The sequence below is a fragment of the Streptomyces sp. NPDC097129 genome (assembly GCF_055668065.1).
In genome coordinates this window covers 1-25,400 of sequence record NZ_JBVOQE010000025.1, presented here as the reverse complement: position 1 = coordinate 25,400, position 25,400 = coordinate 1, and the positions used below count along the sequence as shown (strand labels likewise).

The following is a 25,400-nucleotide window of genomic DNA, read 5'->3' as shown; positions in this document are numbered from 1 at the left end:
GGATCAGGGCCCTGCCTCGGCTGTGGGAAGGGCAGGCTGCTCGCCACGCGGTTCGGCCTTCCAACCGGGCAGCAACGCCGACAGGATCGGGTCGCTTTCGATCTGCTGTTGGGTGAGCCGCATTCCTTCGTCGATCACCGCGTCCCACCTTGACGCGGCGAACTCGACGCGGCAGGGCAACTCTTTGATGATCTTCTCGTCACGGGTCAGGTAGTTCGACGCACGCCCCCTGGCGCCACGAGCCGCAGGAACGTACGCGTCAGGGCCGGCCTGGTCCGGAAGCAGGGAAATGAGAACTGCCTCCCCGCCCTCGGCGATCTTCCGGGCCGCCTTGCCGGCTGCCGAGATTTCTGCCTTGGACGGCTCCCGTTCCAACACCTTGATCAGAGTGCTGCGGATGCTCACCGTCTCCCGCTCGGCCAATGCACTCTGCAGGGCCTGGCGGAAGGTCTCTGTCATCGACGTCATGACCGTGATTGTCGCGACTGGCTGCCTCGATACCGGCGCTCGCACGTGGTCGCTGGTATGGGTTCGCCCGAACGGCGGAGCGCTGACGGCACTCAGCCGGGGACGAGAACACGCAGTGATTCGGCTTGGTCAGGGCCCGCGCGCAGCTGACGCCAGTAGCAGCGCACATGCTTTTCGGCGGCTCGTACGGCTGTGTGCGGGCTTTCGGCCATGGCTGGCGCCCTGTCACAGGGGGCGCTGTGCGTCACCAGGGCGGCCGGGCTGCGCTGGAAATTGCGGCGGCTCAGCGCCATCACCGCCGCGACGGCACCGAGCACGGCGGTGACGATCAGCGCGGCCGCAGGCAGGCTGCAAGACCCCGTCACGAGCTTTATGAATTGCGCTGGTTGGAGCGGCGTGCGGCGCGGTAGGCCTGGGCGGGGTCGAAGGAGGGTCCGGGGACGGGTTGCCAGATGCCGTAGGGGGCGCGGTAGGGGTACCAGCGTCCGTCGGGTCCGTATCTGAGCTGGATGCCGGCTGCGTCGTCGGTGAGCCGGTTGTCCTCGCACACGATGGTGGCTGTGGGCGCGGGGCGCAGCGGCTGGATGCTGGCCTGGGCGTGGGCGAGGGTGTCGTGGTCGACGCTGAATGCCTCGAGGTAGACGTCGGCTCCGACCGGCCCGCCGTGCGTGTAGGCGAGCTGTAGGTGCCCCATGCCGACGACGTCCAGGCCGAGATGGTCCATGGCCGCCTGCCGGAACGGGATGCCATGCGGCAGGGACAGGAACCGCGCGATTTCCCCGCCGGAAGTAGGGCCTGCGGCAAGTTGTTTCCCGTTGAGGCAGGTTCCGGCGCGGTGAGCGGCTTCCGCTACCAGCGCGCGGAGGGCTTCGGTGCCCGGCAGTGGCTCGGGGGGTTCGGGCAGCGGAGCGTGCAGCACCGGACGCGCCTGGGCGAGATCCAGGTGGACCGGGTCCGGGATCGGCTGGCGCGCTGTGGTGGCCTGTGCTGGAACCGCAGCCGCAGGCGGGAGGGTGTCGTGGTCGATAGGGCGGGCGGCGGGCGGCTCGGTGGCGGGCGCCGTGGGGCCGGTGAGCTGGGGTACCGGGCTGTTCGTGCGTAGCCGCTTCTTCAGGTGCTGGTGGGGGCGGCCGCGCAGGGTGAACAGCGGGGCGGGCGCGGTGCGTACCCGTTCGGTGAGGAGGATGCCGAGGGCGACGGAGTGAAGGCACGCAGTGTCGGCGGCGTCGGGGGTGCAGGTGCAGGTGTGGGAGATGTCCTGCGGGTCGGGGACGATTGGGATGCTGGCGGTGTGAGCGGGGTCGGTGAGCTGGTCGCTGATGGCGGCGGTGCCGGCGAGGGCGGCGGCGTCGGGGCGGGCGCAGATCGCGGTCTCGATGCGGTCCCAGTCGCCGGTGGTGAGTGGGGTGACGAGCAGGCGGGGCCGGGCGACGCGGCCGTCGGGCAGGGGGAACTTGGTGGTGGCGAAACCTTGGTTGACGTTGAGCGGGCCGGCTTGGCCGGTGGCGAGCAGGCGTTGCGCCTCGTCGTGGAGCCGGGGGTTGCCGGCGGCCTCGTGGAGGGCGTGGGTGAGGGCGCGGGCCCATCCGGCGGTGGTGTGCTGCACGGTCATCGGCGCTCTCCCAAGGCGACGAGATCGGCCAGTTCCTGGTCGGTGAGCTGGGTCAGCGCTTGGTCCCCCCCGGTCAGGACGGCCGAGGCCAGGGCCCGCTTGCGGGTGAGGAGGTCGTCGATGCGGTCCTCGATGGTGTGCTCGGTGATCAGGCGGTGGACGCTGACGGTGCGGTGCTGGCCGATGCGGTGGGCGCGGTCGGTGGCCTGGTCTTCGACGGCGGCGTTCCAGCTGCGGTCGAAGTGGATGACGTGGGCGGCCCGGGTGAGGGTCAGGCCGGTTCCGGCGGCTTTGAGGGACAGGATCATCACCGGGTGGTGTCCGGCCTGGAAGGCGTCGACCATGCGCTGGCGTTCGCCCAGGGGGGTTGAGCCGTGCAGGAAGAGCGGGTCATGTCCGAGGTGGGTGAGGTGGGCTGTGAGCAGGTGGCCCATCTGCACGTAGCCGGTGAAGACGAGCGTGGCCTCGTCTCGGTCCCGGATCGTTGCCAGCAGCTCGGTGAGGGCGGCGGTCTTGGCCGACCGCGCGGCGAAGGTGTGGGCCTGCTCGTGTGTGGGTGGCTGTTCGCGCAGGTAGTGGCCAGGGTGGTTGGTGATCTGCTTCAGCGCGGTGAGCAGCTTGAAGACCAGGCCGTTGCGTTCGATGCCGCGGGCGGCCTGGATCTGCTGCAGGGTCTCGCGGACGAGCGCTTCGTACAGGGCCGCCTGTTCGGTGGTCAGCTGCACCAGGCGCGGCTGGTCGATCTTCGCGGGCAGTTCGGGGGCGATGCCGGGATCGCTCTTGCGGCGCCGGAGCAGGAACGGGGCGATGACGCGGCCGAGTTCGGCTGCTTCCGCCGAGTGGGGGTCCTTCTCCGCGGTGTTGGCCCAGCGGGAACGGAACGTTTTCAGCGGCCCGAACAAGCCCGGGTTCGTCCAATCGAGCAGCGCCCACAGTTCGGAGAGGTTGTTCTCGACCGGGGTGCCGGTCAGTGCCAGGCGGGTGGTTGCGGGCAGGGCGCGCAGCTGGCGGGCGGTGGAGGAGGCGGGGTTCTTGGCGTGCTGGGCTTCGTCGGCGATGAGCAGGGCCCAGTGCTGTTCGGCGAGGCGGGTGGCGTCGCGGCGCAGCAGGCCGTAGGTGGTGATGATCAGGGTGGTGTCGGTGACCGCCTCAAGGGTGCGGTCGGTGCCGTGGTAGGCGATGACGGGCAGGTGGGGGGCGAAGCGGGCGGCCTCGCGGCGCCAGGTGGTCACCAGGGACGCCGGGCAGACCACCAGGGTGGGGCCGGGGGTGTGCTGCTGGTGGTGCAGGGTGAAGGCGAGCGCGGTGAGGGTCTTGCCCAGGCCCATGTCGTCGGCGAGGACGGCGCCGAATCCCAGGCGTGTGGTGTGTGCGAGCCAGGTCAGGGCGCGCTGCTGGTAGCCGCGCAAGCTGGCCCTCAGGCCGGCGGGGGCGGGCAGGGTCTGATCGTGGTGTTCGCCGCGCCGCAGGACGTCGATCATGTCGGCGAGCGGTCCGGACGGCCGGCAGACGACCGTGTCGCCGGCGACGGTGACGGTGCCGGTCAGGGCGGCGGTCAGCGCCTGCGTTCCCGGCAGCTGTCCCAGGAGCCGGTGCCGGGCGCGCCGGGCGATGACCGGGTCGGCCAGCACCCACTGTCCGCGGATGCGGACCAGAGGCCGGGCGGCTTCGGCGAGGGCGTCCATCTCCTCTTCGGTGAGGTCGGCGCCGTCCAGGGCGAGCTGCCAGCGGAAGTCAAGCAGGGCCGTCACGCTGAACCGCGGCCGCCCTCCCGCCGCCAGGCCGCCCGGGCCGGTTTCGCTGCTCGCGCCGACCGTGCCGACGACCGCGGCCGCCGACAAGGCGGTACGCAGCCGCTCAGGCCACACCACGCGCACCCCTGCCTCGGCGAGCTCAGCTTCCTGCTCCAGCAGCACTGTGATCGCGCCGGAGTACAGGGTGCAGCGCTGCGGGTCATGCTCACCAGCCAGCCCGGCCAGGGCCGGGCACCTGCGTGCGGTACGGCGCAGGCCCCGCCGTACCCTCGGCCGGACGGTGTCGGCGCCCTCACCCTCAAGGCGCGCGGTGCCGGCCCATACCCCGGCAGCGGGGATCTCGCTCGGCGTGCCGGGGCTGGATCCGGCGGGCGCAAGGTGCAGGTCGGCGGTGAGCCGTCCGGCGGCGGCCTGCTCGTCGCTGGGCGGCTGGACGTGCAGGATCAGCTGCGGGGCCGGGCCGCCGTCCGCCTGGTCCTCCACGCCGTCCAGCCAGTCGCGCACCGTGCGCTGCGTGTCGGCGGGGAGCGGGGCGGGTGCGGAGGCGGTCCAGGGGCCGATGCCGAAAAGCGCGGCGGCCGGGGTGCGCACGAGCGTGTCGGCCAGCGCGTCGCAGCATGCGGTGAGCGCCTGCCGCGCCGCCATCCCGGAGGGGGTCGCGGCGCGTGGTGCGGCGTCGGCGAGGGTGCACAGCGCGTCCTCGGCGCTTGCCGGGATCGGTCCTGCGCGCCATACGGCCCGCTCCTCCTCGTCGAGGGCGGGATAGACGAGTTCGGCCTTAACGAGTTGCAGGGTGATGTGCACCGCCCGCTGCCAGAACACCGCGCTCGGGTGCGCACCCGAGCCCAGCTCGTGGACCGCAGGCAGACCGTCGGCGAGAGGAACCCGCCATCCGGCGCCTGCTGTGGTGCGTCCGGCGGCGAGCGGGGCGGGCAGGTCGGTCATCGGCAGCGCGCGCAGCCCGCTGTCGTGCACCCACCACGCCGCCGCGCCGGCACCGTCGGCGGGCTCGAACGTGACGGGGCAACCGGCTGCGATCGCTTCGCGCATCCAGGCGACAGGGTGGTGGTCTTGTGGTTGAAGCGGTGGGCGCTCGAGGCGGCGGGCCGACACGGAAGCCTCAGCCGGTGGGGGCGCGGGCTCGGTGGCCGGAGAGGCCGCATGGCCGGTATGCCGGCCGGCGGCAGAGGAACGCCGAGCGGAGGCGTCGACGCTGTGCAGCTTGTGCAACAGCTTCAGCGCCGCGGCGCGGCGTGCCGCCTCCTTGTCCGGGCCGGCCGCGGTGGCCTGAACCCGGGTGCCGGAGTCGCGATGCTGGCAGGTGTAGGTGCACTCCAAGCGCGAAGGCAGGGTGCGCAGCGTCGCCTCGGGCTTGGTGATCAGCTCCCGCTGGAAGTTCTTGTTCAGCGTCTTGACCGGGTCCTGGCCCTTTTCGGGAAGCGTGATGCGGACGGGTTCGACGCGCTTGTCCTCGGCCTGCGGCTCGGGCTCGGGCAGGCCGGCCAGTTCGGCGAGCAGCGCACAGCTGGCGTAGTGCCGCGCTGTTTTGCGTGACCAGGCGGAACGCGTCGGCCCCATGCTCGTGCTCTCCAGCTGCAGTCGGGCCTGCACCTGGTGGCGGCCGGCGGCGTTTCGCTGCTCCTGGTAGGACAGGCCGTTCGGATCACCGTGCTGTTCGGCGTGCCAGTGCAGCAGCCGCGCCGGGGCCGGTGGCATCGCCGCGGCACGCTCCAGCGCGGTCATCCGCACGCGGTTCCAGGCCTCGCCGCCGGCGTTGAAGAGCAGCAGGTACATGTCGCGGTGGCGCAGCCGTCCCGCACTGCCCCGGCGCAGCGCTTCCTCCTCCAGCTCAGCATCGGGTTTCTGCCCGGCCTCGAGGGCCTGCAGCAGGCGCTGCTCGAAGACCTCCGTCAGCATGCCGGGCAACACCAGACGCTCGGCTGTCTGCGCCGGCATCTGGCCGGGCGCGGCGACGCTGGCGAGACGGGCCAGCAGCGCGAGCGCCGCCCGGTCCTTTGCCTCACGGCTGGTCCGGGCCTGCTGGACGGGGCCCGTGACTTGTGCGTCCGCAGGACCGACCCGAGCGGAATAGGCGGCCAGGGCACCGGCGTGCGGCTGCGGGACCTGCTCGTACTGAGGCGGCGGCAAAACCTCAATCTGAGTGTGGAGCACCAGGACCTGACGGGCTGTCTCCAGGTCACCGGTGAGGGCGTCGATCACCACACGGCGGACCGACTGCCAGCCGGGCAGATGCCCGGTCGCCAGCAGCACGAGCCGCAGGTCACGCGTGGTCAGCAACCCGGCCTGCAGGCGGCGCATCGCCTCACGGGCCACGGCTGGGTCGGCGTCGGTCCGGCCCGCGAGGTGCTTGAGCGTGTCGTGCCACTGGTCGGCGTCCAGCACCGCCATCCCGGGGTCTTGCACCCTCGTCTTGAGGCGCTGACCGGCTTCAGCCGTAGAACGCACTCCCACTCCACTTCACCCGACATCGCAGCGCCGGGCACGTCACTGTCGGCAAGGACCTCGCCACAGTAGGGCAGAGCGCTGACACCGCCGCAGTGCGGCACCGGACTCGGGCCCAACTGGTTTTCGAACACGACGGCGTCCATCCTGCTCAGGGGCGCGGCCGCCCGACGTCACGCCGCTGAGGCGTTTTTAGAGCGTGCAAATCCGGTCCGAAAGCCGGACCAGTACTGCCGAATGGCGGTGATGTGCCCAGGCAGCACGCAGGCGTTCTTCCGCGGTGCTTGGCAGCACGGCACGCCACACGCATCTGCCGGTACGAATCCGGCCTGAGCGTCAATTGCGATGCTTTCACCAGCAGTGAACCCGATCTGGGGCCGCCGCTCCGACTCGCAAGGTCGCCTTGGCGTGGATCGTGCCGTCCCTTTCGGCCTCCCCCGGGAGGGCCGACACCTGTCAGCGTCTCCTGGGCAGGATTTCACCCGATCGAAGCGTCCACGGCTGCGCCTCCTTGATCCTCAGCCGCGCGCCGGATGTCATCAGCGCGGGCAGCGTGAACGCCCGGCCGCGCGATGGAAGACGCCCCCGCAGCTCCCTCGCCGAGGACCGGCCAGAAGCATCACCCGCGCACGACACCGCCAGTACCACTTCAACAAAGCGCTCACCGCCGGGGGCCGGTTTGGCGCGGAAAAGCAGCCATGCCATCTCAGGCCGCCCTGGCCCTCACCGAAGACCGCCGCCGCTGCACCGGCGAATCTCACCAGGCCCTCTGCGCACTCCTCGAGGACGGCGGCCAGCCGCTCCCCATTCCCGCAGCCCGCCACCCGGAACAGGCGCTGCTGGAGACCGCGGTCTTCCTTTCCTGCTGCAAGATCGGTGGTGTCTCTGAGCACCCCCTGGGGATCGTCCAAGTCCGGCCTGATGAGGAGCAGCTCGCCCTCCGGCTCGCCAACGAGCCATACGTGGCCTACTACTGGGCCGAGTATCTCCTTCCCCGGTTGAGCGACTATGACGAGTTCTCGGATCCCCAGGACTGGATCATCGGCGTGCCCGGCCTCCGCTACCGCAAGGAGAGGGGCGGCATCTGCCTGTACCGCCCCGGCACGCCGGCCAGCGTCCTGCTTACCGGCTTCAACCCCCACTGGTGGGATCGCGTCGTCGACCGCCTCGCCCCCGACTACGACCTGCTGCAACCCAAGCCGGACTGGACACATGAGGAACGCGCCGCCTACGCCGCAGCTGCCGCCTCACCCTGCGATCCACCCTCGATCTACTCGCCCCTGCTACGCCGTATCCGGGCGACCGCCGGGCCGGGCCCGGTCAACAGCACCGATGCCTGGCACTCTGTAGGCGGCGACGTACGGCTGGAGACCACCGACGGCCCGCCGTGCCCCGACCTCATCCGGCTCCTGGGCAACGGCCCCACAGGAGTCGGCTGGGAAGTCGAGCACAAACGATGCACCTGCCTGTGCGATCACACCCACGCAGACGTCGGATGCAACATCGACTTCCGCGAGCCCACCACCGGACGATCCGTGTACTACTCCAACACCAAATGGGGCCGCACCCTCGATGACCGGCGCCGCGAGAGGATCGCGGAACTGAACGGCGAGGCATTCACCTGATCCCACCTTCCGGCCCGGGACCCGTGGAGTCCTCTTCACGGCCGGTCTCAGCCGATCCGGAAAGCAATAAGGGCCGCCCGGCTTCCCGGGCGGCCCTTACCTGACGTATGCCAGGTCAGCCACTAAGCACGTAAATAATTCCCCCGATGAACATGCACAGCAGGAATGCGTTCTTGGCGCTGATTTTATTGCGGCCACCGAGGCTCTGAATTGTATACACGAAAGACGCTCCCGCGAAGATGCCCAGCGCGAAGTTTTGATTCATTTTATCCGCTCCCTAGGTAGGGGATGCCGCAGCTGATTGGCTGCGGCATCCCCGTAAGGTTAGGCGCTACATGTAGTGCCGGTAGAATCGCTCTTCTGCTTCACGCGCGAATCGGGCTGCTTGCCGTGCGGCGCGTCTTCTGGCGTACCAGCCCCAACCATTGCGAAGGGAGCCCCCGATTCCCAGCCCGAATGCTGTGCCCGCATAGGCGTTCTTCATGTAGCCGAAGTAGCCGCCGTAGGTCCGACGCTTGTGTCGATGGCTGTAGCGATATGCGAGGCCGCCTGCGATGGTGGCGCCAGCGACGGCGCACAGGGTAAGGCCTGCCCCGGTCCATCCGGTCAATCCGCAACCGATGCCTGCCCCGACTCCGACCAGGAATGTCTTGTGCTTCCTGCCCCAGTGATTCCAGCCGTATTTTGCGGCTCCCCAGAGACTGAACTTGCCATTCAGGTCGCTGCAGTTGACCGGATCGCCGCCGCAGTATTCATAGCTATTGGCGTTGCCGCCGGAGACGGGGTCGATGGACAGGAAGCGGCCAGTCGGAGAGCTGTAGAGACGAACACCCATCAGAACCAGGCCACTCGGGGTTTCGGCGGAGCGTTGCTTGGCTCCCAGCCAGTCGTAGCGGCTTGTGGCGGTGCCGGCGATGGGGTTGCCGTATTCGTCGTTGAGCTGCACGGTCGGGTTCTTGGTGGTGTCCAGAGGGTACTGGACGACGCAGTCGCCGTGGAGATTGGTCAGCTGGAGGACGGTGTTGCCGGTGGCGTCGGTGGTGGCGATGAGGTCACCGTCGATGCCCTCGACGTTGCGGGTGATGTCGCCGTTGCTGTTCTCGACTGTCCATCCGGGGCTGTCCGAGTCGTCGGCGTAGTGGTTGGTCTTGGAGCCGGTCTGGCTCCAGCTGCCGCCGCTGTTGGTCTCGGTGGTCCACCATGCGAGGCGTCCGGCGGGGTCGAGGTTCCAGGTCTGTCGGGTTGCGCCGGCGGTCTCCTGCTGGACCAGGTCGTTGGTGTAGTAGGAGAGCTGGGTGCCGTCGGCCTGGGTGGTGGTGCGGCCGAAGGCGTCGTAGCTGACCGGGGTGCCCCCGAGGGTCTGAAGGCGGTCGGCGGTGTCGTAGCTGTACGCCGTGGTCACGGGGGTGCCCGTGGTGCCGTTGGGGTTGTCTACGGTGCTGGTCAGGCCGGTGCGGTTGGTGTTCTTGTCGAAGGTGTAGGCGCGGTGGGTGGTGGTGCCGCCCTCGGTGTCGTCGACGTTGGTCAGGCGACCAGCGGCGTCGTACGTGTAGGCCTGGGCGGATCCGATGCCGGCGTCGCCGGAGTGGGTGATCTGCTGGCCCTGGATGTTGTACGCGGCCGTATCGGAGGTGATGTCCGTGCTGTCGCTGTGCCGGGTGTAGGTGCGGCTCGTCTGCTGGCCGGCCTGGTCGCGGGCGACGGCCAGATCGACTCCGCCGATGTGCTCGCCGGACATCGCTCCGTCAGAGTCGTAGTCGGCGGTGATCTGGCCGGCGACGGAGTCCGTGAGCGTGGCGACGCGGCCCGCGTTGTCGTAGGTGTAGCTGACGCTGGAGCCGTTGGCGTAGGTGACTGTGGCCGGGCGGTCGCTTGCCTGGTAGGCAGTGGTGCTGCCGCCGCCGTTGCCGTCAGTGTACTGAGTCTGCCTGCCGAGGGCGTCGTAGGTGTAGGCGATGGTCTTGCCGCCTGCGGTCACCGTGGCCTTGTTGCCCGTGGCGGGGTCGTAGGTGGTCGTGGTGTCTGCGACGGCAGTGCCCGTGCCTCCAGTGATCGAGGCAGTGGTCAGTCGGCCTCCGGCGTCATAGGTGGTGGTGGTGGTGCGGGTGACCCCGTTGGCGACCTCGGTGACCGTGGCGGGATTCCCGTACCGGTCGTATGTGGTGGTTTTCGTCGGCAGCTCGCTTGGGTTGGAGCCGCCGCCGGTGATCGCGCCCGCCGGTCCGGTCTGGCAGAGCATGTCTGCCCACTCGGGGCGCCCCTGACAGCTGCCGGTACCGGTCGCGGACCAGTACGTGGTCACCGTGGTGCCGGCGTCCGACCCGGTCGACAACGGCAGGGACGTGGAAGTTACGCGGCCCTGGCTGTCGTAGCCGGTGGTCTTGGTGATTGCCAGCCCGCTCGGGTCGGTGACCGTCTTGGTCACCACGCCCTTGGCCCAGTCGTAGGCGGTTGTGGTGGTGTGCACGTCACCGTCGGCGGTGTAGCCGTCGACATCGGCGCCCACATCGGTAGCGGTGACCTGGTTGGCCGTCGTCGCCGTGCCGTCGGTGGGTCGGCCCTGGTCGTAGGTGTTCACCGTGTGCAGCCGAGCCGGCGTCTGGGTGCCGACGGGCAGGTCGGTGCCACCGGCGTCCGCCGTCAGCTTTGAGGTGAGTGTGACCAGGTGGATCGGTCCGAACTCCTCCAGCTTGCGCTGACCGGCGTTGGCCGGGTCGGTGTCCTTGTCGGTGTCCGCGTCCCCGGCGACCGGCGAGGTGTTGTAGTGACTCACGGTGGCCAGGTCATTGGCCCGCTCTGCAGTCGACTCGCCGTCGATACCCAGCACGCCACGCTGGGTGATCTGCCCAGGCTGGCTGCCAAGGGCTAGATCCCGGTTGCCTGCTGTCAGCTGGAAGGTGGGGTTGCCGTACTGGTCGTATCCCGTGGTGGTGATGTGTCCGCCCGGGGTGGCGGTGTTCACCTCGCGGCCGGAGGCGTCGACGTAGGTGATCGTCGCCTTGTCGTAGCCGTCCGCGCCGAGCTGGGTGCCGTCATTGCTCGCGGGAACCTGGTCGGCCGGGAACACCGCGGTCGCGTCCGTGGGAGCGTCTGTCTGTGCCCACGCGGCCACATCCGAGATGCCCATCGCGTTCGGGGCGCTGGACCCGGTCAGCGGGACACCGTAGACCACGCTGGTGGTGGCGGTGCCGCCGTCGGTCTGCGTGTTCGAGCCCTGCTGCAGCGTGGGCCGGGAGACGGAGAGCAGCATGCCGGGGCCGGCGACCGAGTTGGAGCCGACCTGGCCGTAGGTGAAGGTCCACGGCAGCTGTCCCGGGTCGGTTTTGGTAGCGACGCGGCCGGCGCTGTCGTAGGTGTAGCTGGTCTTCAGCGCGGGGCTGATCCGCGGGTCCCACGCATCGCGGAGCTGACCGGTGGTGTCGTAGTCGTACTGGGCGATCACTGTCGGGGTCGCCCCCGAGGCGCCGGGGACGGTGGACCACAACTTGATTTGCGAGACCTGGCCGACGAAGTCGCCCGGTGTGATCGGGGTGGCCGTGGTGCTGGTGGCGTAGACGTACTCCAGCATCCTGCAGCCCTTGGTGGAGGGCGTGGTCTGGCAGGTGGCGGCGGTCACGGCGCTGGTGGGCGCGATGACGTACTTGGGGCGGACCTTGCCGCCGCTCTGCACGGCGTCCGGGACAACCGTGGTGGTGGAGTTGGTGGTGGGCAGGTAGGTGCTGGTGACCTGCCAGGTGGTCGCGCTGGAGGGCTTGGTGAACACCGTGGTGGTGCCGTCCGAGGTCTTCAGCGTGAACGACCCCGTGAGGGAGCCGGTCAGGGTCAGGTCCTCCGCGCCGGGTTCCGGCTTCCAGCCGCCCGCAGAGGTGGAGGTGAAGCCGGTCGGGTCGCCGTCCGCATCGACCAGGGCCACTGAGGTGGTCGAGGTCTGGGTCAGGTAGGACCAGTCGGAGTCGGAGACCTCGGCGGTGGTGCCTGCGGTCCACTGGGGACCGAAGATCGCCACCTGCCCCGTCTGAGCGGACCCATTCGCCGGACGCCGTGAGCTGGCGGAGCGGGTGACGGTCATATCGAACGCGGAAGCGTCGGTGGCCGATAGCGACGCGTCTCCGGTCAGCGCGTTCACCGACGCCGGGCCCGCCGAAAGCTGCGGTGCGGTACCCGCGTTGCGGTCCACGGTGATCGTGGTCGCGGGCGACCCGTCGGTCGTGGTCCCGTCGGTAAACAGCGCCCGTACATCCACCGGTCCGTCGGCGGCCAGGGTGTCGGTGACGTTCCATGTCAACGCGGCCGGGACACCGCCCGTGACCGGAAGCGGCCAGGAGCCGAGGATGGAGCCGTCGGACTTCTTGGTGACGTTGGCGACGGGAACGTCGTGCCAGGAGTCGGTTTCACCCACCCGGTACTGGTAGGTGACCCCGGTGTAAGTGGTCTTGCCCTGCGCCATCAGACCCACGCGGCTGGCCGGGCGCTCTCCAGGACCGGGGGCGGTCAGCGAGGCGCCGGATCCGGCGTAGAAGGTATAGCTGGTGCCAGCGGCGAGGTTGCCGGCGGCGTCCTTGGTCTTCGCCGTGACGGTGTGCTTGCCAGCCTTGAACGTCAGCGACTTGGTGACCGCCGCACCGGTGGTCGCGGTGGTGGTGGCGGTGTCGTCGTCCAGCTGCCACACCACGCTTGCCACATCGCTGCTGGGCGGGGTGAACGTGAACGAGCCGGTGAAGTTGCCGCTGGAATCCGGCGTTCCAGACCAGGCCCCCGCCGGGTACGCACTGGACGACACAGCCGTGTTCGTGGGCGCCTTGGTGTCGACGGTGAACGTGCGCCAGGCCGTCCAGTCGCCGTTCGGACTCCACCAGTTGTGGCCGTCGTACGAGGACGAGTGCCACTCATAGGCACCGTCCGCCAGCGCGGTGCCGGGGGTCCAGGATGCGGTCGCGCCGGAGTCAACGTAGGACGACCAGCCCGACGCGACGACGGTGCTGCCGTCGGTCTTGTCGATCTGGAACTCCTGGGCGACCGTGTCGTTGTCCGCGTCCGTCGCCGTCCCCTGCAGCGTCGGGGTGCTGTCGTTGGTGGCCGCACCGCTGGCCGGAGCGACCTGGGCGGGCTTGGACGGCCGGTGGTTGTAGGTGATGGAGAACGTCGGGCTGTTGCCGAACCGCACCAGGTCGGCGCTGTTGGACTCACTGGCGTTGGCCAGCTCCATCGTCCAGTTGCTGTTGCTGATGTCCGCGATCTTCTGCATGCCCGCGGTCACATCGAAGCCCACTGCCAGGTTCGGCGACTGGCTCGTGGTGGTGAACGCCTTGGACGTGTTCGGGCTGGGATAGTTGGGGTTCGCCGCCGAGTCATGGCACGGCTGGCTGTTCCAAGTCGTCGACGCCGAGATCGCGCACGTCGAGTACGCGTTCACCGTCGTCGAGTGTGACCCCGACGCCGCCGCATACGTGACGGTGGTGTTCAGCGTCGCCGACTGGATGATCGCGCCGTAGATGGCCGACGGGACGCTCAGGTTGTAGTAGCTGCGCTCGATCCCCGAAGGAGACGAGAAACCCTGGTAGCCGGCGCCGTTACCACTGGACTGCGACTTGTCGTAGTTCGACGTGGTCGGATACGCCTGCTGCACCTCGTCGAAGTGCAGCTTCGTCCCCCCCGCGGTGTGCGGCACATAGGCCGGGTCCACGTACACCGGGAAAACAGTGTTCTTGGCCGTCAGCAAAGACTTGTCCGCGGCCAGGTGCAGCTTGTTCTTCTTCAAGCTCACCTTCACCCGCGCGGTGTGCGCCCGAGAACCCGGACCGTGCACCGTGGACTTCGAGCCGGCAGGCGCCTTCTGCGCGGTATACGCGACCGCTACGAAGCCCGCAGCCTGCACGCCGCCCGCGGTCGTCGAGGACGCCGAAGCGGTCGGCGATGCACTGTCCGTCCCGGTGGCCACGTCGGTCGTGGTGGCCGAGTCCCACATCATCGGTGCCGGCGAGTTGATCAGCAGGTTGCCGCCCGCGTCCTTCACGGTCACGTTGCCGCCCGCGTCCGCGTCCAGCACTGTGCCTCGGCTCAAGGACATCTGCTGAGACAGGTCCTCCAGCGCGGGATCCGAGGCGGCGGCGGCGTTCTTCACCACCAGCGTCTCCTCGACACCCCCGGTGACATCGGCCGTCACCTGCAGGTCCACACCTGACGCCAGCACATCCGGATACGTCGCGGTCGCTCCGGACAACGTCGGCTTCGGCAGCGCGTTGGGCCACGTCAACGTCATCTGCTTGCCGTTGACCGTCATATGGAGCAACGGACCCGTGCCACCACCGGAGAGCACCAGCGGCGCCTCCGACATCACCGGAACCACGTCACCCGACGCGTCCGCCGTCAGCGTCGCGTCCAAGCCCTGCCACACGCCGTCGCGCTTCACCCACCGCGGGGTGGCGTAAGCCTGCAGCGTCAACGCCCCAGACGGGTTCGCGAACGTCTGCGACGCATCCGTCCGATCCCCCAGCACCTCAACCTGCCGGCCTTGCAGCCGCGCCATCAGCAGCGCCGACGCCTCGTCCTGCGCCTCAGCCGGGCCCAACTGACTAGACGCAGCGGCCGAGGCCGAAGCTGGGGCAACGAAAGTGAGCATGCCCGCCGAAAGCGCGCCGCTCACCACCACCGCCCCCCACCGCAACATAGGAGGGGACATGAATCCCCCCTGGAACCTCTTCGATCGCACGAGCGGTCTCTCTACTCAGGGACATACCAACCACCGCACTGGCTCATGCCGAATGCGGACGCGATCATTCCAGTAGGGAAACGCAGCCAGCCCTGTGACCTGCACGGATGAGGAAACCGTGAAGACGAGACCATTACTCAACACGCAGAAATGAATACGGACAGTGATTGGCGGCATGACCATTTGACTGCTATGGATCAGTTACGGAGCACTAAACCGCACGTGACGCCGAGTCAGAAGTTATGCGAGGGGTATGGAAACGAAATGTGTAACTCTGCTTCTGGGTAAGACTGTAGAGGAAAGCTTTGTCATATCTTATCGATGTGATTGTGGAATTCCCGCCACTCAGGCACGTCTCGACGTCTGCGAGGGGAAGGACATCCCGATCAAGGTCACCACCACAGGCGCCAACGCCAACGACGCCACACCGCCCCCCTGGCCGACGGCCTTCCAGACGCGGTTCCAAGCCTCGCTGACGGCGTTGAGCAGCAGGGTCATGTCGCGGTAGCGCAGCCGTCCCGCACCGGCCCGGGCGCAGCGCCTCCTCCTCCCGCTCAGTACCTGGCCCCCGCCCGTCCGCGAGGGCCTTCAGCAGGCGCTGCTCAATGGTCTCCGTCAGCATGCCGGGCACACCAGGCGCTCGGCCGTCTGCGCCGGCATCTGGCCGGGCGGAGCGACGCTGGCGAAACGGGCCAGCATGGCGAGCGCCGCCCGGTCCTTGGCATCGCGGTTCGTGTGGGCCTGCTGAATGACGCTCCATGAGCGCCCCCTCGCCGCACTCACCCCTATTCCTCGGCCCAATACGCGGCCCGCACCTCCCCCTCCGCAAAGTCCCGGCGCGGCAGACGCAGACCGAGGGACTCCTCCAAGGCGTGGAAGTACAGCTCAAACGTGCTGGTCAGTTCGGGGTGATCCAGCTCGGCACGTCGCAGTGCCTGGTTGAGGAAGTCCAGCTCGCCGCCCCGCCGATACGGGGCACGACCGCGCTCGTACCAGATCAGCTCCAGCACGCCCCAGTCGTCGTCGACGCGGCGGCCGTCCCGCATGTAGTCCAAGGTGTAGATGGCCTTCGCGGAGGTGGCGGTCAGCCAGACGCTCTCCTTGATCCCGAGCGCGGAGTACGCCTCCTTGTCGGCGAAGGACCCCGGCGGGGTGTCGTGGTGCAGCAGGAACGTCCAGCCGCCCGCCTGCCCGAAGCAGCAGCTCTCCCACTGTCGGTCCCAGTGGGCCCGGCCGCTGTCCAATGCCTGCAGGTCCTTCAGGCGCGTACCGGCTGCGATCTGCGCGGGGTCGGCCCCGTACAGCAAGGCCAGCCGCTCGGCGTCGACGGGTTGCCCGGGCGCCGCGCGGAAGAAGGCGAGCGTCGTGTACGGATCCTGCTCACGCCAGGACCCGGCTATCCAGGCGAGCCCCTCCAGCGGGTCGCGCCCGCACTCCTCGACCGTCCCCGTGTCGTTCAGGCCGCCACTGCGGAACCGCCTGCCCCAGGCCGGATCGATCCGGTCCAGCGCGACTGCCGTCTCCTCGGGGCTGTCGCCGTGCCGGCCCATCGCGGCCTCGGCGATCAGGTAAAGCACCTGTTCAAGGTCTCTGGTCGCAAAAACTTCCCGGTAGGGGCCGTGATGGCCACGCACTGTGCCGTCTTCGTCCAGTAGCAGACACAGGCTGCCGTTCTCCGCCTCCTTAGCGCGCTCGGCACACGCCTGCAGCTCGTCGTCTGAGAGTGCCACGGGTGGCAGCTCGACCTCGTGGAGCAGGGCGTGTCCGGCGGCCGTCCGCTGCCAGGCCTCCACAAGTGTCCGCTTGGTGATCTCCATGGCGTCAGCATAAGAAGCGTCACTGACAACCGGCCGATCATCTCGGTCGGTCAACTGTCGCCCGCTCAAGCCCTGTATGGGCCCGCCCCGTCTCCACGAGCAGCGTGGTGCAGTCGGGCCACCCGGCACCGTGCCTTGTCTCGCCGTGCTGAGCCTTTCTGGTGCGGGCGAACGCTCGTTGCGCCTCGGCGAACCGGTGTTCGCCCTTGCGGACGTGCCGGGGATGGTCCCGAACGCTGCGGCTGGAGCGTCGCGTTTGAGGTGCTGGGAGAGGACGGCCAGGCGTTCCACGCCCAGGTCGCCGTCGACGCGGCCCTGCAGCCTCCGGCCCGTCGACAAGCGTCTGGACCGCCCGTCGCTACTGATGGTGCGCCATCACCTGGTGCTGTACTCCTTCGCATGGACCGGTCTGGCGATCGGGCTTCTCCCCTTCAGGAGGCCTTTCCTTCAGTACGGCGAAGAGATGCGAAACGGGACGAAGAGGACACGATATGAGTCCCCTCGGAAATACCAGGCATTCACCCTGCTTTCTGTGATCACCATGTGCATCCTGGCGTTCCTTCTTGCCGCATAACAGCAGCCCGACCTGGGCAGGTCCCCGCCAGATCGACGCTCAGGGCAGGGCCGTCGCTCCCGGACCGGCCCCGGCCAGCGTGATCAGGATCTGGGCCTGAGTGCCAGCTCTGGAGTTGAATCGGCTGATGGGCATGTCCTTGCGAGAGATCCGCATGCCCCTCAACGGGTCCCCCGCGTCCGGGGGGGGCGAGCTTCGTACGATCGAGCTCACCACCACCTGCTCCCGCATTTGCGGGGATGGCCCGATGTCGATGCCTCACCTGACCGCGGCCGGGATGGAGACCCACGACGACTGCGCTGTACTCGTCCGCCAAGCCCGCCGCCTGCTGAGCGTGCTGGAGACGATGGCCGATGACTTGGCGACCACGCACAAACGTCAATGGGCGGCTCGCCATCCGCGCCATGACCTCTGACGCACACCGCTGACGTGGAGTGAACAGAGCGGCGACGAAACCGGTCGCCGGCGCCACCTGGTAAGCGACCGGCAGCCCGTACCACCAAGTGCGAATGCCCTGACGACCGGACACATCGGGTGCGCGCACGACCGCCACCACCGCCACCTGTCTTTCCCAGTCCGCTGCGGCGCAGGCCCTCGCCGCAACCGGTACCTCATGTACGTGAGGTCAATGAGTACCTGCCTCGAGACCGGTACTCATTGACCTCACGTACATGAGGTCGGCTTCACGAACAGTGTCAGGTTGCTCGTCGCAGAGGAACGACGACTTCTTCACCAGTGCACTTGGCGCTGAGCCGGTAGTAGCTGATGTGGGCCAGCCGCTCGGTCTCCTCGAGCCACCCGGCCTCGACGACCTGGCGCCGGGTACGGGAGAAGACGGTCGGAGACATGCCGACGAGTTTTGCGAGGTTGGCGCCAGTATCGACGACGGCGCCGGCGCGGTCGGTGGGGTGCATGGCGTAGAGCATGACGACCAGCCGTTGGTTGGCGGTCATGCCGGCCGTGCGCTGGAGAATGTCCAGGAGTTTGTGCTTGTCGTCGTTGTTCACCGGGCCTCCCACCGCGAATGGACCGTGTTGTCGAAGCCGGGGATGTCCGGCGGGTTGCACGTCTTGATCGCTTCCCGTTGCTCGATGCCGGTCCCGTGGAATGCGATGTACGGGCTGATCCGGTAGAGCCGGTAGTTACCGATGCGTCCGCGTTCGACCAGGATGCGCCGTTTGAGTAGCTTCCGGTTGATCTTGCCTACCGCGTCGGCGGTCATCCCGACCTTCTTGGCGATGTCCGCACCGGTCGCCCTGAGGGGTTCCATGCCTGCGGGAGAGACTCCGATCCACCACAGCACCATGAACTTCTGGCTGGGGGTGAATTCCTTGCTCTCGGTGATGGCTTCGACTCGGGCCTTGTCGACCTGAATGTGCTCGCCCGAGAAGGCATAGGGCGCATAAGGGATGGCCTCGCCGGTGTCGGCATCGACCAGTCTGCGTACTGCTCCCAATCGGGCCCTCCGTGGCTGGGCATGTCCTCAACGTCGATGAGTACGGCCCTGAGGCCGACCAGATCAACTTAACGTACATGAGCATAGAGTTCATGTAGTCCGCTCTCAGGGCGTGTCGCTCAACCTGGCGTCGACGCGCTCCGGCCATCACACCTACTCAGGAACGAGCCGGCTCATGAACCTGACGTCAATCAGGTCAGATCCTTCAGACGTTGTATCGGTTCTCCAAGCAGCAGCACTCAGGCTCTCAAAGCTTCCTGCCATGACTCTCTAAACCGGGTACACGTTGCCCAGAACCGGGTGCCAGATCGTCAGATCCCCCAAGATTCACAGTCACCGCAGGTCACAACCCTGGTGGGGGCAGCGCCCTCTTTGGCAGTAGGACATGCCATCACCGGCGGCAGCTCCCACCCACACACCGTGCCGCGCAGCGCGATCGCGCGCGACGTTGCTCAGCACGGGTCCTGGGGCGCACCCAACGCGCGCTGCCTCCTACCCATCGACGGAGCAACCTCCTTTGCCACCACCTCCTCAGCCGACGAAAGCACGCCACAACGCACAGGCGGCTGACCAAGCACCCGTCACGTGTGCCTCCATCAGCCCTCGACGCCCTTAACCGTGCTGCTCTCAAGCCCCTCTCGAGCCGCGGCCGCCCGACCATCGTCACGCCCCTCGGTGCACCGCAGGCCCGCCAGGGGCCGAGGATGCGCCGACCGTAGGCGCGAAGAGCCGCAGTTCAACCAACACAGTCGGTTGCCCTCGGCCCTGCTGCCAACTCAAAGATCCGCCCACCAGCATCTATTGTGAGCAGGATGACGCAGCTTTGATCACTGGAAGGACCTCGGTAAGGACGGCAGGAGGCGCTTGTACTCGACGTGTCCGCCACGTCGAGGTCGGTGAGAACCTCCGGATTTTCCAGCTGAAACGTCTCCTGTCCGGACGAATGCGAGCGCCCTGCCAGATGAGCGGCCCGCCCGCGGCAGCCGAGATCCTCGACCGTGGCACAGAGGGTTTGAACGCATCCTGAATGCGGACTGTCCGGCAGCCAGGCCGCGTGTCGAGCCGCATACTCAGGCGAACTCACCCCTCCTCAGTAGCGTCCCTGTCGCGCAGAGACCGCATCCCGCTGGGCAGGTTGGGAAGCTGGAATGAGTACCGCCCGAGCATGTTGATGTGGTGCCGGACGAACGGTGAGAGGCGCGCCACATCCTCGTCACGGACGTTGAAGCCGTCTGCACGGAGCTGGGTGACGGCGGCGTCTATGTAGCGGGTGTTGAACAGCACGAGGGCGTTGAGGACCAGGCCGAGGGCGCCGATCTGGTCCTCCATGCCGTCCTGGTAGCGCTGGTAGAGCTGCCCGGCCCGGCCGTGGAAGATCTTCCGGGCGAGCGCGTGGCGGCCCTCCTGGAGGTTGGCCTGCACCTTTATCTGGCGGCGGTAGCCGGGCTCGTCGGCCAGGCGCAAAATGTGCAGGGTCTTGGCGATCCGCCCGTAGTGGGCGATCGCGTCCCCCAGCGGCGTGGGACGCCCGTCGCGCGACAGCATCCGGATCACGTCGTAGGCGCGGACGGCTCCGGTGTGGATGGAGCCGATGATCCGCAGGATGTCCTCCCAGTGCCGCTCGATACGGGCGAGGTCGACCCGGCCGCGGGCCGCGTCCTGGAAGGCCCCGTAGTCGGCGGCACGGTCGATGCGCCACATCTTCTGATCCGGCAGGTCCGCCAGCTGCGGCGCGTAGGCGAACCCGGCGAGCGTGAGCAGCCCGAAGACGATGTCGCTGTAGCTCGCGGTGTCGGTGACGATCATCTCCGGGCGCTTGCCGCCGTCGCGGTCGTAGAGGACGTCCAGCACGTACAGGGAGTCGCGCGGGGTGCCGGCCACAACCTTCCCGCCGAGCCCGGCGGCTGGGTCGTTGATCATGTTGAGCCAGGTGGCGCCGCCCCGGCGTCCGAAGTACTTCGGGTTCGGCCGCGCGTACACGCTCGGCACCGGTACGACGAACCGCATCCCGTCCACCGATGCCACGAGCCCACCGCCCCACGCCTGGGCGAGGCCGATGGACGCCTGGTGCTCGATCAGGGTCGCGTTCGCGGCCCGGTAGGTTGCGAGCCGCAGGTAGGTCTGGTCGACGTGGGAGAGCCGCCCGTACTTCAGCGCGTCGACCCCGCCGATCGCGGGGGTGTAGCCGACGTTGCAGCCGTGGGCGACGAGCAACGCGGCGATCGTGACGTGTAGGTCCCTCAGGCGGGCCTCGCCGCCGGTGACCGAGGTGAACGCCTGGTCGGCGCCGGTCCAGGAGAAGACCTCCAGCAGCACCTCGGGCAGGTCCACGCGGGGCAGCATCGCGTTCACCGCAGCCCGCAGATCGAGCAGGGAGGCCGGTTCGGGCTCCGGCTCCAGCGCGGCGAAGTGCAGCCGGCCGTCGTCGTCGAAGACGATCTGCGTGTTGTCCGGCAGGCGCCCAGCGACCTCCCGGTACGTGCCGTCCAGCAGCGCAGCCCGCGCGGCCAGATGCTCACCAGCCTCCCCGGGCAGTCCGAGCGAGGCCAACACGGTCGGCCTGGCCTGCTCCCAGGCCTCACCAGCCAGCAGCTTCGCTCGTGGGTCACCCCACTTGGAGGAGTTCTTCGCGAACACCTGCTTGCTTCGCAGCATCCGGTGCAGCTGCTCCAGGACACAGAAGGTGTACGCCTTCCAGTCCACCGTGCCTGGCTCCAGGTGGGGTGCCGAGAGCACCAGGCGCCGCCATGAACCGACCAGCAGGCCGGTGTCGATCTCGGCCGGGCCGACCTTCTTGCGACCCAGGAGATCCGGCAGCGACTTGAGTGCGTCCAGCACGGCCTCGCCCTCGGGGGTGGCGCCGAAGTCGACGACCGCGACCAGGAGCTTGAGGAACGGCCGTACGGTGCCGAACCGGCTGACCAGTATGGACCGCCACGCCTCGTCCGCCAGCTCGCTCGTGGTGTCGAACACGACCTGGAACGCGGTTGCCAGCTTCGCTGAGGCCCGTTCCACGCGCGGCAGCGTCTTCATCTTCTCCTTGACGGTCTCGCGCTCGGCCTTGGCCAGCAGCTTCGTCGCGATCAGCACCTCCAGGAGGTCGAGCGCGTCGTCGACGGCCCGGGTCGTCAGGTAGACCGTCGTGGCCAGCAGCGTCGCCAATCGGCGGGAATCGCCGTGGCGGCGCAGCAGCGATGCTTTTCCGTCCACGCCGTACCGGGACAGCTCCGCCAACCGTCGGGGCGGGATCGCCGACGTGTCCAGGTCCCCCATGCCGAGGGCCGCGATCTCCTCCGCCCGCTGGAGCGACCACTTCATCTGCGGGCCCGACACCCGTACCGGACCGCGTCGCAGCCGGTCCAGCTCCGAGACCCGCTCGCCGGGCGGCACGGTCAGCAGTGAGTCCAGCACCGCCCGCTGACCGACGTTCAGCAGCTCGTACAGCGTGTCCCACAGCCGCTGGTTCGCCGCTTCCCGCACCGTGCCCACCAGCCGGGCCAGGCGTCTCGCTCCCGGCAGCAGCGCCCGCCCTTCGCGCAGCCAGCCCGCCGCCGCATCGAACAACGCCTTCGGCCCGTCCCCGGTTGTCCAAGCCCGCGCGTCCAGCCAGACCACCAGCTCGTCTCGGACCTCGGCGAAGTCCCGCCAGCCTCCGGACTCCTGAATCTCCCCGGCATGTGTACGGGCCGTACCGTCCCGCTCGCCGTACAGCTTCAGGCACGAGGCGTCCGCGATCTCCAACTGCTCGGCCAGGTACTCGGCCACCCCCGCCGGCACCTGCCGCGGGTCCGGCATAAACCGGCCCAGAAACCGCACGCTCGTGAGCTGGACCGCGAACCCGAGCCGGTTGTGGGCCCGGCGCTTGGCCTGCACCGCCTCCCGGTCCGCGTCGTCCAGGAAGAAGTACCGCTCCAGCTCCGCCCGCGAGGGCGCCTCGTGAAACGACCCATACCGGGCCGCCTGCTCGTCCGTCAGGAACTCGACCGCCACAACAGCTCTCCGAAGATCGACAACAGCGACCCTCGAAGGCTCCGCCGCTCAATCACCCCAGGTCAAAGCCCCAACCGGTCGGAGAACCCTTAGCGCACGATCTGACACTGATGTTCCTCAGACCCCGACTCATGCACCATCTGCCACATGGCCTGCGCGTCCTCGACACGCGGCGTCCGGTATTCAGGGCGGGCCCGGCTGGTGGTGGTAAGGGAAGCCGGCGCGGTCATGCGGTGGCCTCCTCGGTGAGCAAGGGGTAGACGCCGTTCTCGTCGTGGTCCTCGCGGCCGGTGACCGGTGGGTTGAACACGCAGACCTTGGTCGGCTGAACCCGGCCTCTCGGCGGAGGCGTGAGAACACACCGGCCTCCCCCACCGACCGACGAAGCCATGCAGCGATCCACCGCCGACGTGTCCTTCGCAGCACCTGACCCACCTCTTCGACGTCACGGACTGGCGTCCCGACGACGTCGCTGGACGTGCTCGGGATCATCCCCGCGGGTGCGGGGATGGTCCCTCGCGGTCGCTGACCCGCAGTGCGAGCCGGTCCTGCTCCCCGCGTCCGCGGGGGTGGTCCCGGGCAGCCGCAGGCGAGTGGGTTGCTGTACCCGCTGCTCCCGGTGCACGCGGGGATGTCCCTCCCACCCGGCTGCGGTCGTCCATGACACCGCCTGCTCCCTGCGTATGCGGCGATGGTCCCCAGCCCAGAGAACTCGGGGTCAGTGGCCCGCTCGTCCGCCAGGCCCTGCAGCAGTGCGGCGGACCCACTCGGCTCGCGCCCGTCACGCCGCACGACCGGCTGCTGGCGGCGGCGAGGCATCCGAACCTCGCTGTCACCGCGCTTTTGGGCGGTCTCGCGGGCGGCCGCGTGGTCGAGCTGGAGCAGACGCTGGCCGACGCCCCGATCCCTGACCAGCTGTGGTTCGGTGGCGATGTCGATATCTACGTCAACAAAACCGGCCGTGACCTCAACAACGCGCGGGACCGGCAGGCTCAACAGCGCCGGGCAGAGCTTCGCTACTGGCCCCGGCACCTGATCGACCCCGCTCAGCTCGAACGCTCGGCGCCAGATCTACCATCCTCGAGCGCGACGTCGTGGGCGTCGGTGATCTCTCCCCGCACTACAACACCGTCCGGGTCGCCGGATTCCTGCAGACCAAAGGCATGCTGGCGCTTGACTCGGACGCCATCGGCACCCACGAGGCATCGGTCCGGCGATGGGTGGACCAGGCACCAGCCCAGTTCCAGGCTGATCTCCACACCTGGATAGCGGTACTCCGGGGCTGCGGCAAGCGCCCCTCGCCGCCCATGGGCTGGGGCACCATCCGCGGCTACACCCTTTACGTCGTGGCCGTCCTCGGTGTCTGGGAGCACCTCGCCTCGCTCAGCGAAGTGACCGGAGGTGAAGGCAGCGGCCGTCAACTACTCGGTGTTCACCTCATTGCGCTTGCTGTTCCGAGCCCTGCGACGCGAGCGCCGACTCTTCCGCGATTCAGCCAGGAACGTGCATCTCACCACCCCGGTCAGGGTCCCCCGACCTATTCCGTCCGACCGGCTCAAAGGACTGCTGAACCAGGCCGGCGGCGCCAAAGACAGACTCGCTCTCGTCCTGATGGCCGTCTACGCGGTTCGTCCCAAGCAGGTCGCCGAAATCCTCCTCGACGACCTCAACCGGTCCGCAGGACGACTACGAATCCGCAGGCCAGACCGGCTCGATCATGAGATCTGCCTTGACGACTTTGCCCTGCAACCTGTCAAGGACTGGATGACCGAACGTCATCGCAGATGGCCACTGAGCACCAACCCCTACCTGATAGTCAGCCCTCTCACCGCACTGCACATCGACCGCCCGTCCGTGGGAATCTCCAACTTCAAATCGCTCCGCGACCGCATCGGCATCAACTTCACCCAGCTCCGACAGGACCGGTTCCTGGACGAAGCGCAGGAGACCGCTGACCCTGTCAGGTTGATGCGCTTGTTCGGGATCACCTCCTACACCGCGATCCACTACGTCCGCACCGCCCACCCCGAACGCTTCGCGATCGACCCCACCCAGGCATAGGCGCCGTTACCTCCGGTGGTGGCGAACCGACCGAGATCGTTAAGGCCTGAGCTTGTTCAGCTGAGGATCGAAGCAGACCAGGCCCATGGACTGCGCAAGGTCAGCTGCGAAGCCGGATGCCTCCTCAGCCATGCTCCAGCGCATCGGGAAGTAGATCAGTGAGCCACGGGCCTCGCCAATCAACGGACCGGTTGACCACGGCGAGGTGTCGTCCTCGTCTTCGGTCAGGTCGCACCAGCGCTTGAGGAGCCCGGCGACATAGTCCCGGATGCGTTCACTCGGAGGCTCGTCCGACTCCGTCTCGATGAGGCGGTCGTAAAGATCGTTAAAGACCCGGCCAGCAGTCTTGTCGTCAGCTGGTCTTTCGCCTTCCCAAACAGCCAAGTCGTAACTCATGCCCGCGAGGCTTTCACAGCCCACTGACACCAGCCGAGCCCAGCCGAAGCCGTCACCCCAGGTGAACCCGCGTGCTTCCCCGGGCGTTGGCCACCCTCCGCCAGTGCGTTTCCGACCCACCAGCCTTCAGATTCTGCGAACCCGCTGGTTTCCGAGTACGACCGCAGCATGGTGCCCGAAGGGCTCGTCACCAGGCGGCAGTTACGGGAGATGGGGCTAACTGGCCCTAACAAAGCCTCTGGACGTGCCGATGGGTGATCAGGCAGGCGGCGAGGCCGAGGAAGGCCTCGTGGATGTCGTCGCGTCGTTCCCAGCGGATCCTCAGGCGGCGAAAGCCGTGCAGCCAGGAGATCGTCCGCTCCACGACCCAGCGGAAGGTGCCCAGACCCGTGCCGTGCGGCTGTCCACGCTCGGCGATCGCAGGCCGGATACCGCGCTGCCGCAGAAGCCGGCGGTACTTGTCGTGGTCGTAGCC

16 protein-coding genes and 1 pseudogene are annotated in these 25,400 nt (G+C 68.3%); 2 read left to right on the top strand and 15 right to left on the bottom strand.

Going from position 1 to position 25,400, the window contains the following annotated elements:
* Positions 1-3: 3 nt before the first annotated feature.
* The 4 genes from AC0B9F_RS37065 to AC0B9F_RS37050 all read right to left on the bottom strand — a co-directional run bounded on the left by AC0B9F_RS37065 (position 4) and on the right by AC0B9F_RS37050 (position 7,002).
* Entirely contained in the window at positions 4-468 is a 465-nt protein-coding gene (locus AC0B9F_RS37065) for a hypothetical protein (RefSeq protein WP_472010117.1), read from the bottom strand.
* A gap of 370 nt (positions 469-838) precedes the next feature.
* Complete coding sequence (locus AC0B9F_RS37060; protein ID WP_472010115.1) at positions 839-2,080, bottom strand: hypothetical protein; 1,242 nt, start codon at positions 2,078-2,080, stop codon at positions 839-841.
* Positions 2,077-6,243, bottom strand: coding sequence for an SNF2-related protein (locus AC0B9F_RS37055; RefSeq protein WP_472010113.1), 4,167 nt, complete (start codon positions 6,241-6,243; stop codon positions 2,077-2,079). The genes AC0B9F_RS37060 and AC0B9F_RS37055 overlap by 4 nt, the downstream gene beginning before the upstream one ends.
* A 510-nt stretch (positions 6,244-6,753) precedes the next feature.
* Entirely contained in the window at positions 6,754-7,002 is a 249-nt protein-coding gene (locus tag AC0B9F_RS37050) for a hypothetical protein (RefSeq protein WP_472010111.1), read from the bottom strand.
* Between AC0B9F_RS37050 and AC0B9F_RS37045 the strand changes: the two genes are divergently transcribed.
* Complete coding sequence (locus tag AC0B9F_RS37045; protein ID WP_472010109.1) at positions 6,996-7,922, top strand: hypothetical protein; 927 nt, start codon at positions 6,996-6,998, stop codon at positions 7,920-7,922. The genes AC0B9F_RS37050 and AC0B9F_RS37045 overlap by 7 nt on opposite strands.
* A gap of 115 nt (positions 7,923-8,037) precedes the next feature.
* Here the strand turns inward: AC0B9F_RS37045 and AC0B9F_RS37040 are convergent, their stop codons facing one another.
* The 9 genes and pseudogenes from AC0B9F_RS37040 to AC0B9F_RS37000 form a co-directional block, all read right to left on the bottom strand.
* Entirely contained in the window at positions 8,038-8,187 is a 150-nt protein-coding gene (locus AC0B9F_RS37040; protein ID WP_472010107.1) for a hypothetical protein, read from the bottom strand.
* 66 nt (positions 8,188-8,253) lie between these two features.
* Positions 8,254-14,571 carry an RHS repeat domain-containing protein gene (locus AC0B9F_RS37035; RefSeq protein WP_472010105.1) on the bottom strand — a complete coding sequence of 2,106 codons (6,318 nt, stop codon included), beginning with the start codon at positions 14,569-14,571 and terminating at the stop codon, positions 8,254-8,256.
* Positions 14,572-14,976: 405 nt separating this feature from the next.
* Entirely contained in the window at positions 14,977-15,129 is a 153-nt protein-coding gene (locus AC0B9F_RS37030; protein ID WP_472010103.1) for a hypothetical protein, read from the bottom strand.
* Between the two features lie 287 nt (positions 15,130-15,416).
* On the bottom strand, positions 15,417-16,448 hold the full coding sequence (locus tag AC0B9F_RS37025; RefSeq protein ID WP_472010101.1) for a hypothetical protein: 1,032 nt from the start codon (positions 16,446-16,448) through the stop codon (positions 15,417-15,419).
* Positions 16,449-17,717: 1,269 nt separating this feature from the next.
* Positions 17,718-18,029 (bottom strand): replication initiation protein, RepL2, encoded by a 312-nt coding sequence (locus AC0B9F_RS37020; protein WP_472010099.1) that lies wholly within the window; start codon positions 18,027-18,029, stop codon positions 17,718-17,720.
* Complete coding sequence (locus AC0B9F_RS37015; protein ID WP_472010097.1) at positions 18,026-18,478, bottom strand: MarR family transcriptional regulator; 453 nt, start codon at positions 18,476-18,478, stop codon at positions 18,026-18,028. Before AC0B9F_RS37015 ends, AC0B9F_RS37020 begins: the two co-directional genes overlap by 4 nt.
* Before the next feature lie 1,080 nt (positions 18,479-19,558).
* Complete coding sequence (locus AC0B9F_RS37010; RefSeq protein ID WP_472010095.1) at positions 19,559-22,468, bottom strand: Tn3 family transposase; 2,910 nt, start codon at positions 22,466-22,468, stop codon at positions 19,559-19,561.
* A gap of 226 nt (positions 22,469-22,694) precedes the next feature.
* Positions 22,695-22,784 (bottom strand): annotated as a pseudogene (locus AC0B9F_RS37005) (ectoine synthase); the annotation flags it as partial.
* Between the two features lie 730 nt (positions 22,785-23,514).
* Positions 23,515-23,727, bottom strand: a complete 213-nt coding sequence (locus tag AC0B9F_RS37000) for a hypothetical protein (RefSeq protein ID WP_472010093.1) — start codon at positions 23,725-23,727, stop codon at positions 23,515-23,517.
* A 142-nt stretch (positions 23,728-23,869) separates the two neighbouring features.
* Between AC0B9F_RS37000 and AC0B9F_RS36995 the strand changes: the two genes are divergently transcribed.
* Positions 23,870-24,529, top strand: coding sequence for a hypothetical protein (locus tag AC0B9F_RS36995; protein ID WP_472010091.1), 660 nt, complete (start codon positions 23,870-23,872; stop codon positions 24,527-24,529).
* Positions 24,530-24,568: 39 nt separating this feature from the next.
* On the opposite strand, the gene AC0B9F_RS36990 is transcribed toward AC0B9F_RS36995, so the two are convergent.
* Entirely contained in the window at positions 24,569-24,925 is a 357-nt protein-coding gene (locus AC0B9F_RS36990) for a hypothetical protein (RefSeq protein ID WP_472010089.1), read from the bottom strand.
* 226 nt (positions 24,926-25,151) lie between these two features.
* The coding region (locus AC0B9F_RS36985; protein WP_472010087.1) for a transposase at positions 25,152-25,400 on the bottom strand (249 nt) is incomplete at its 5' end.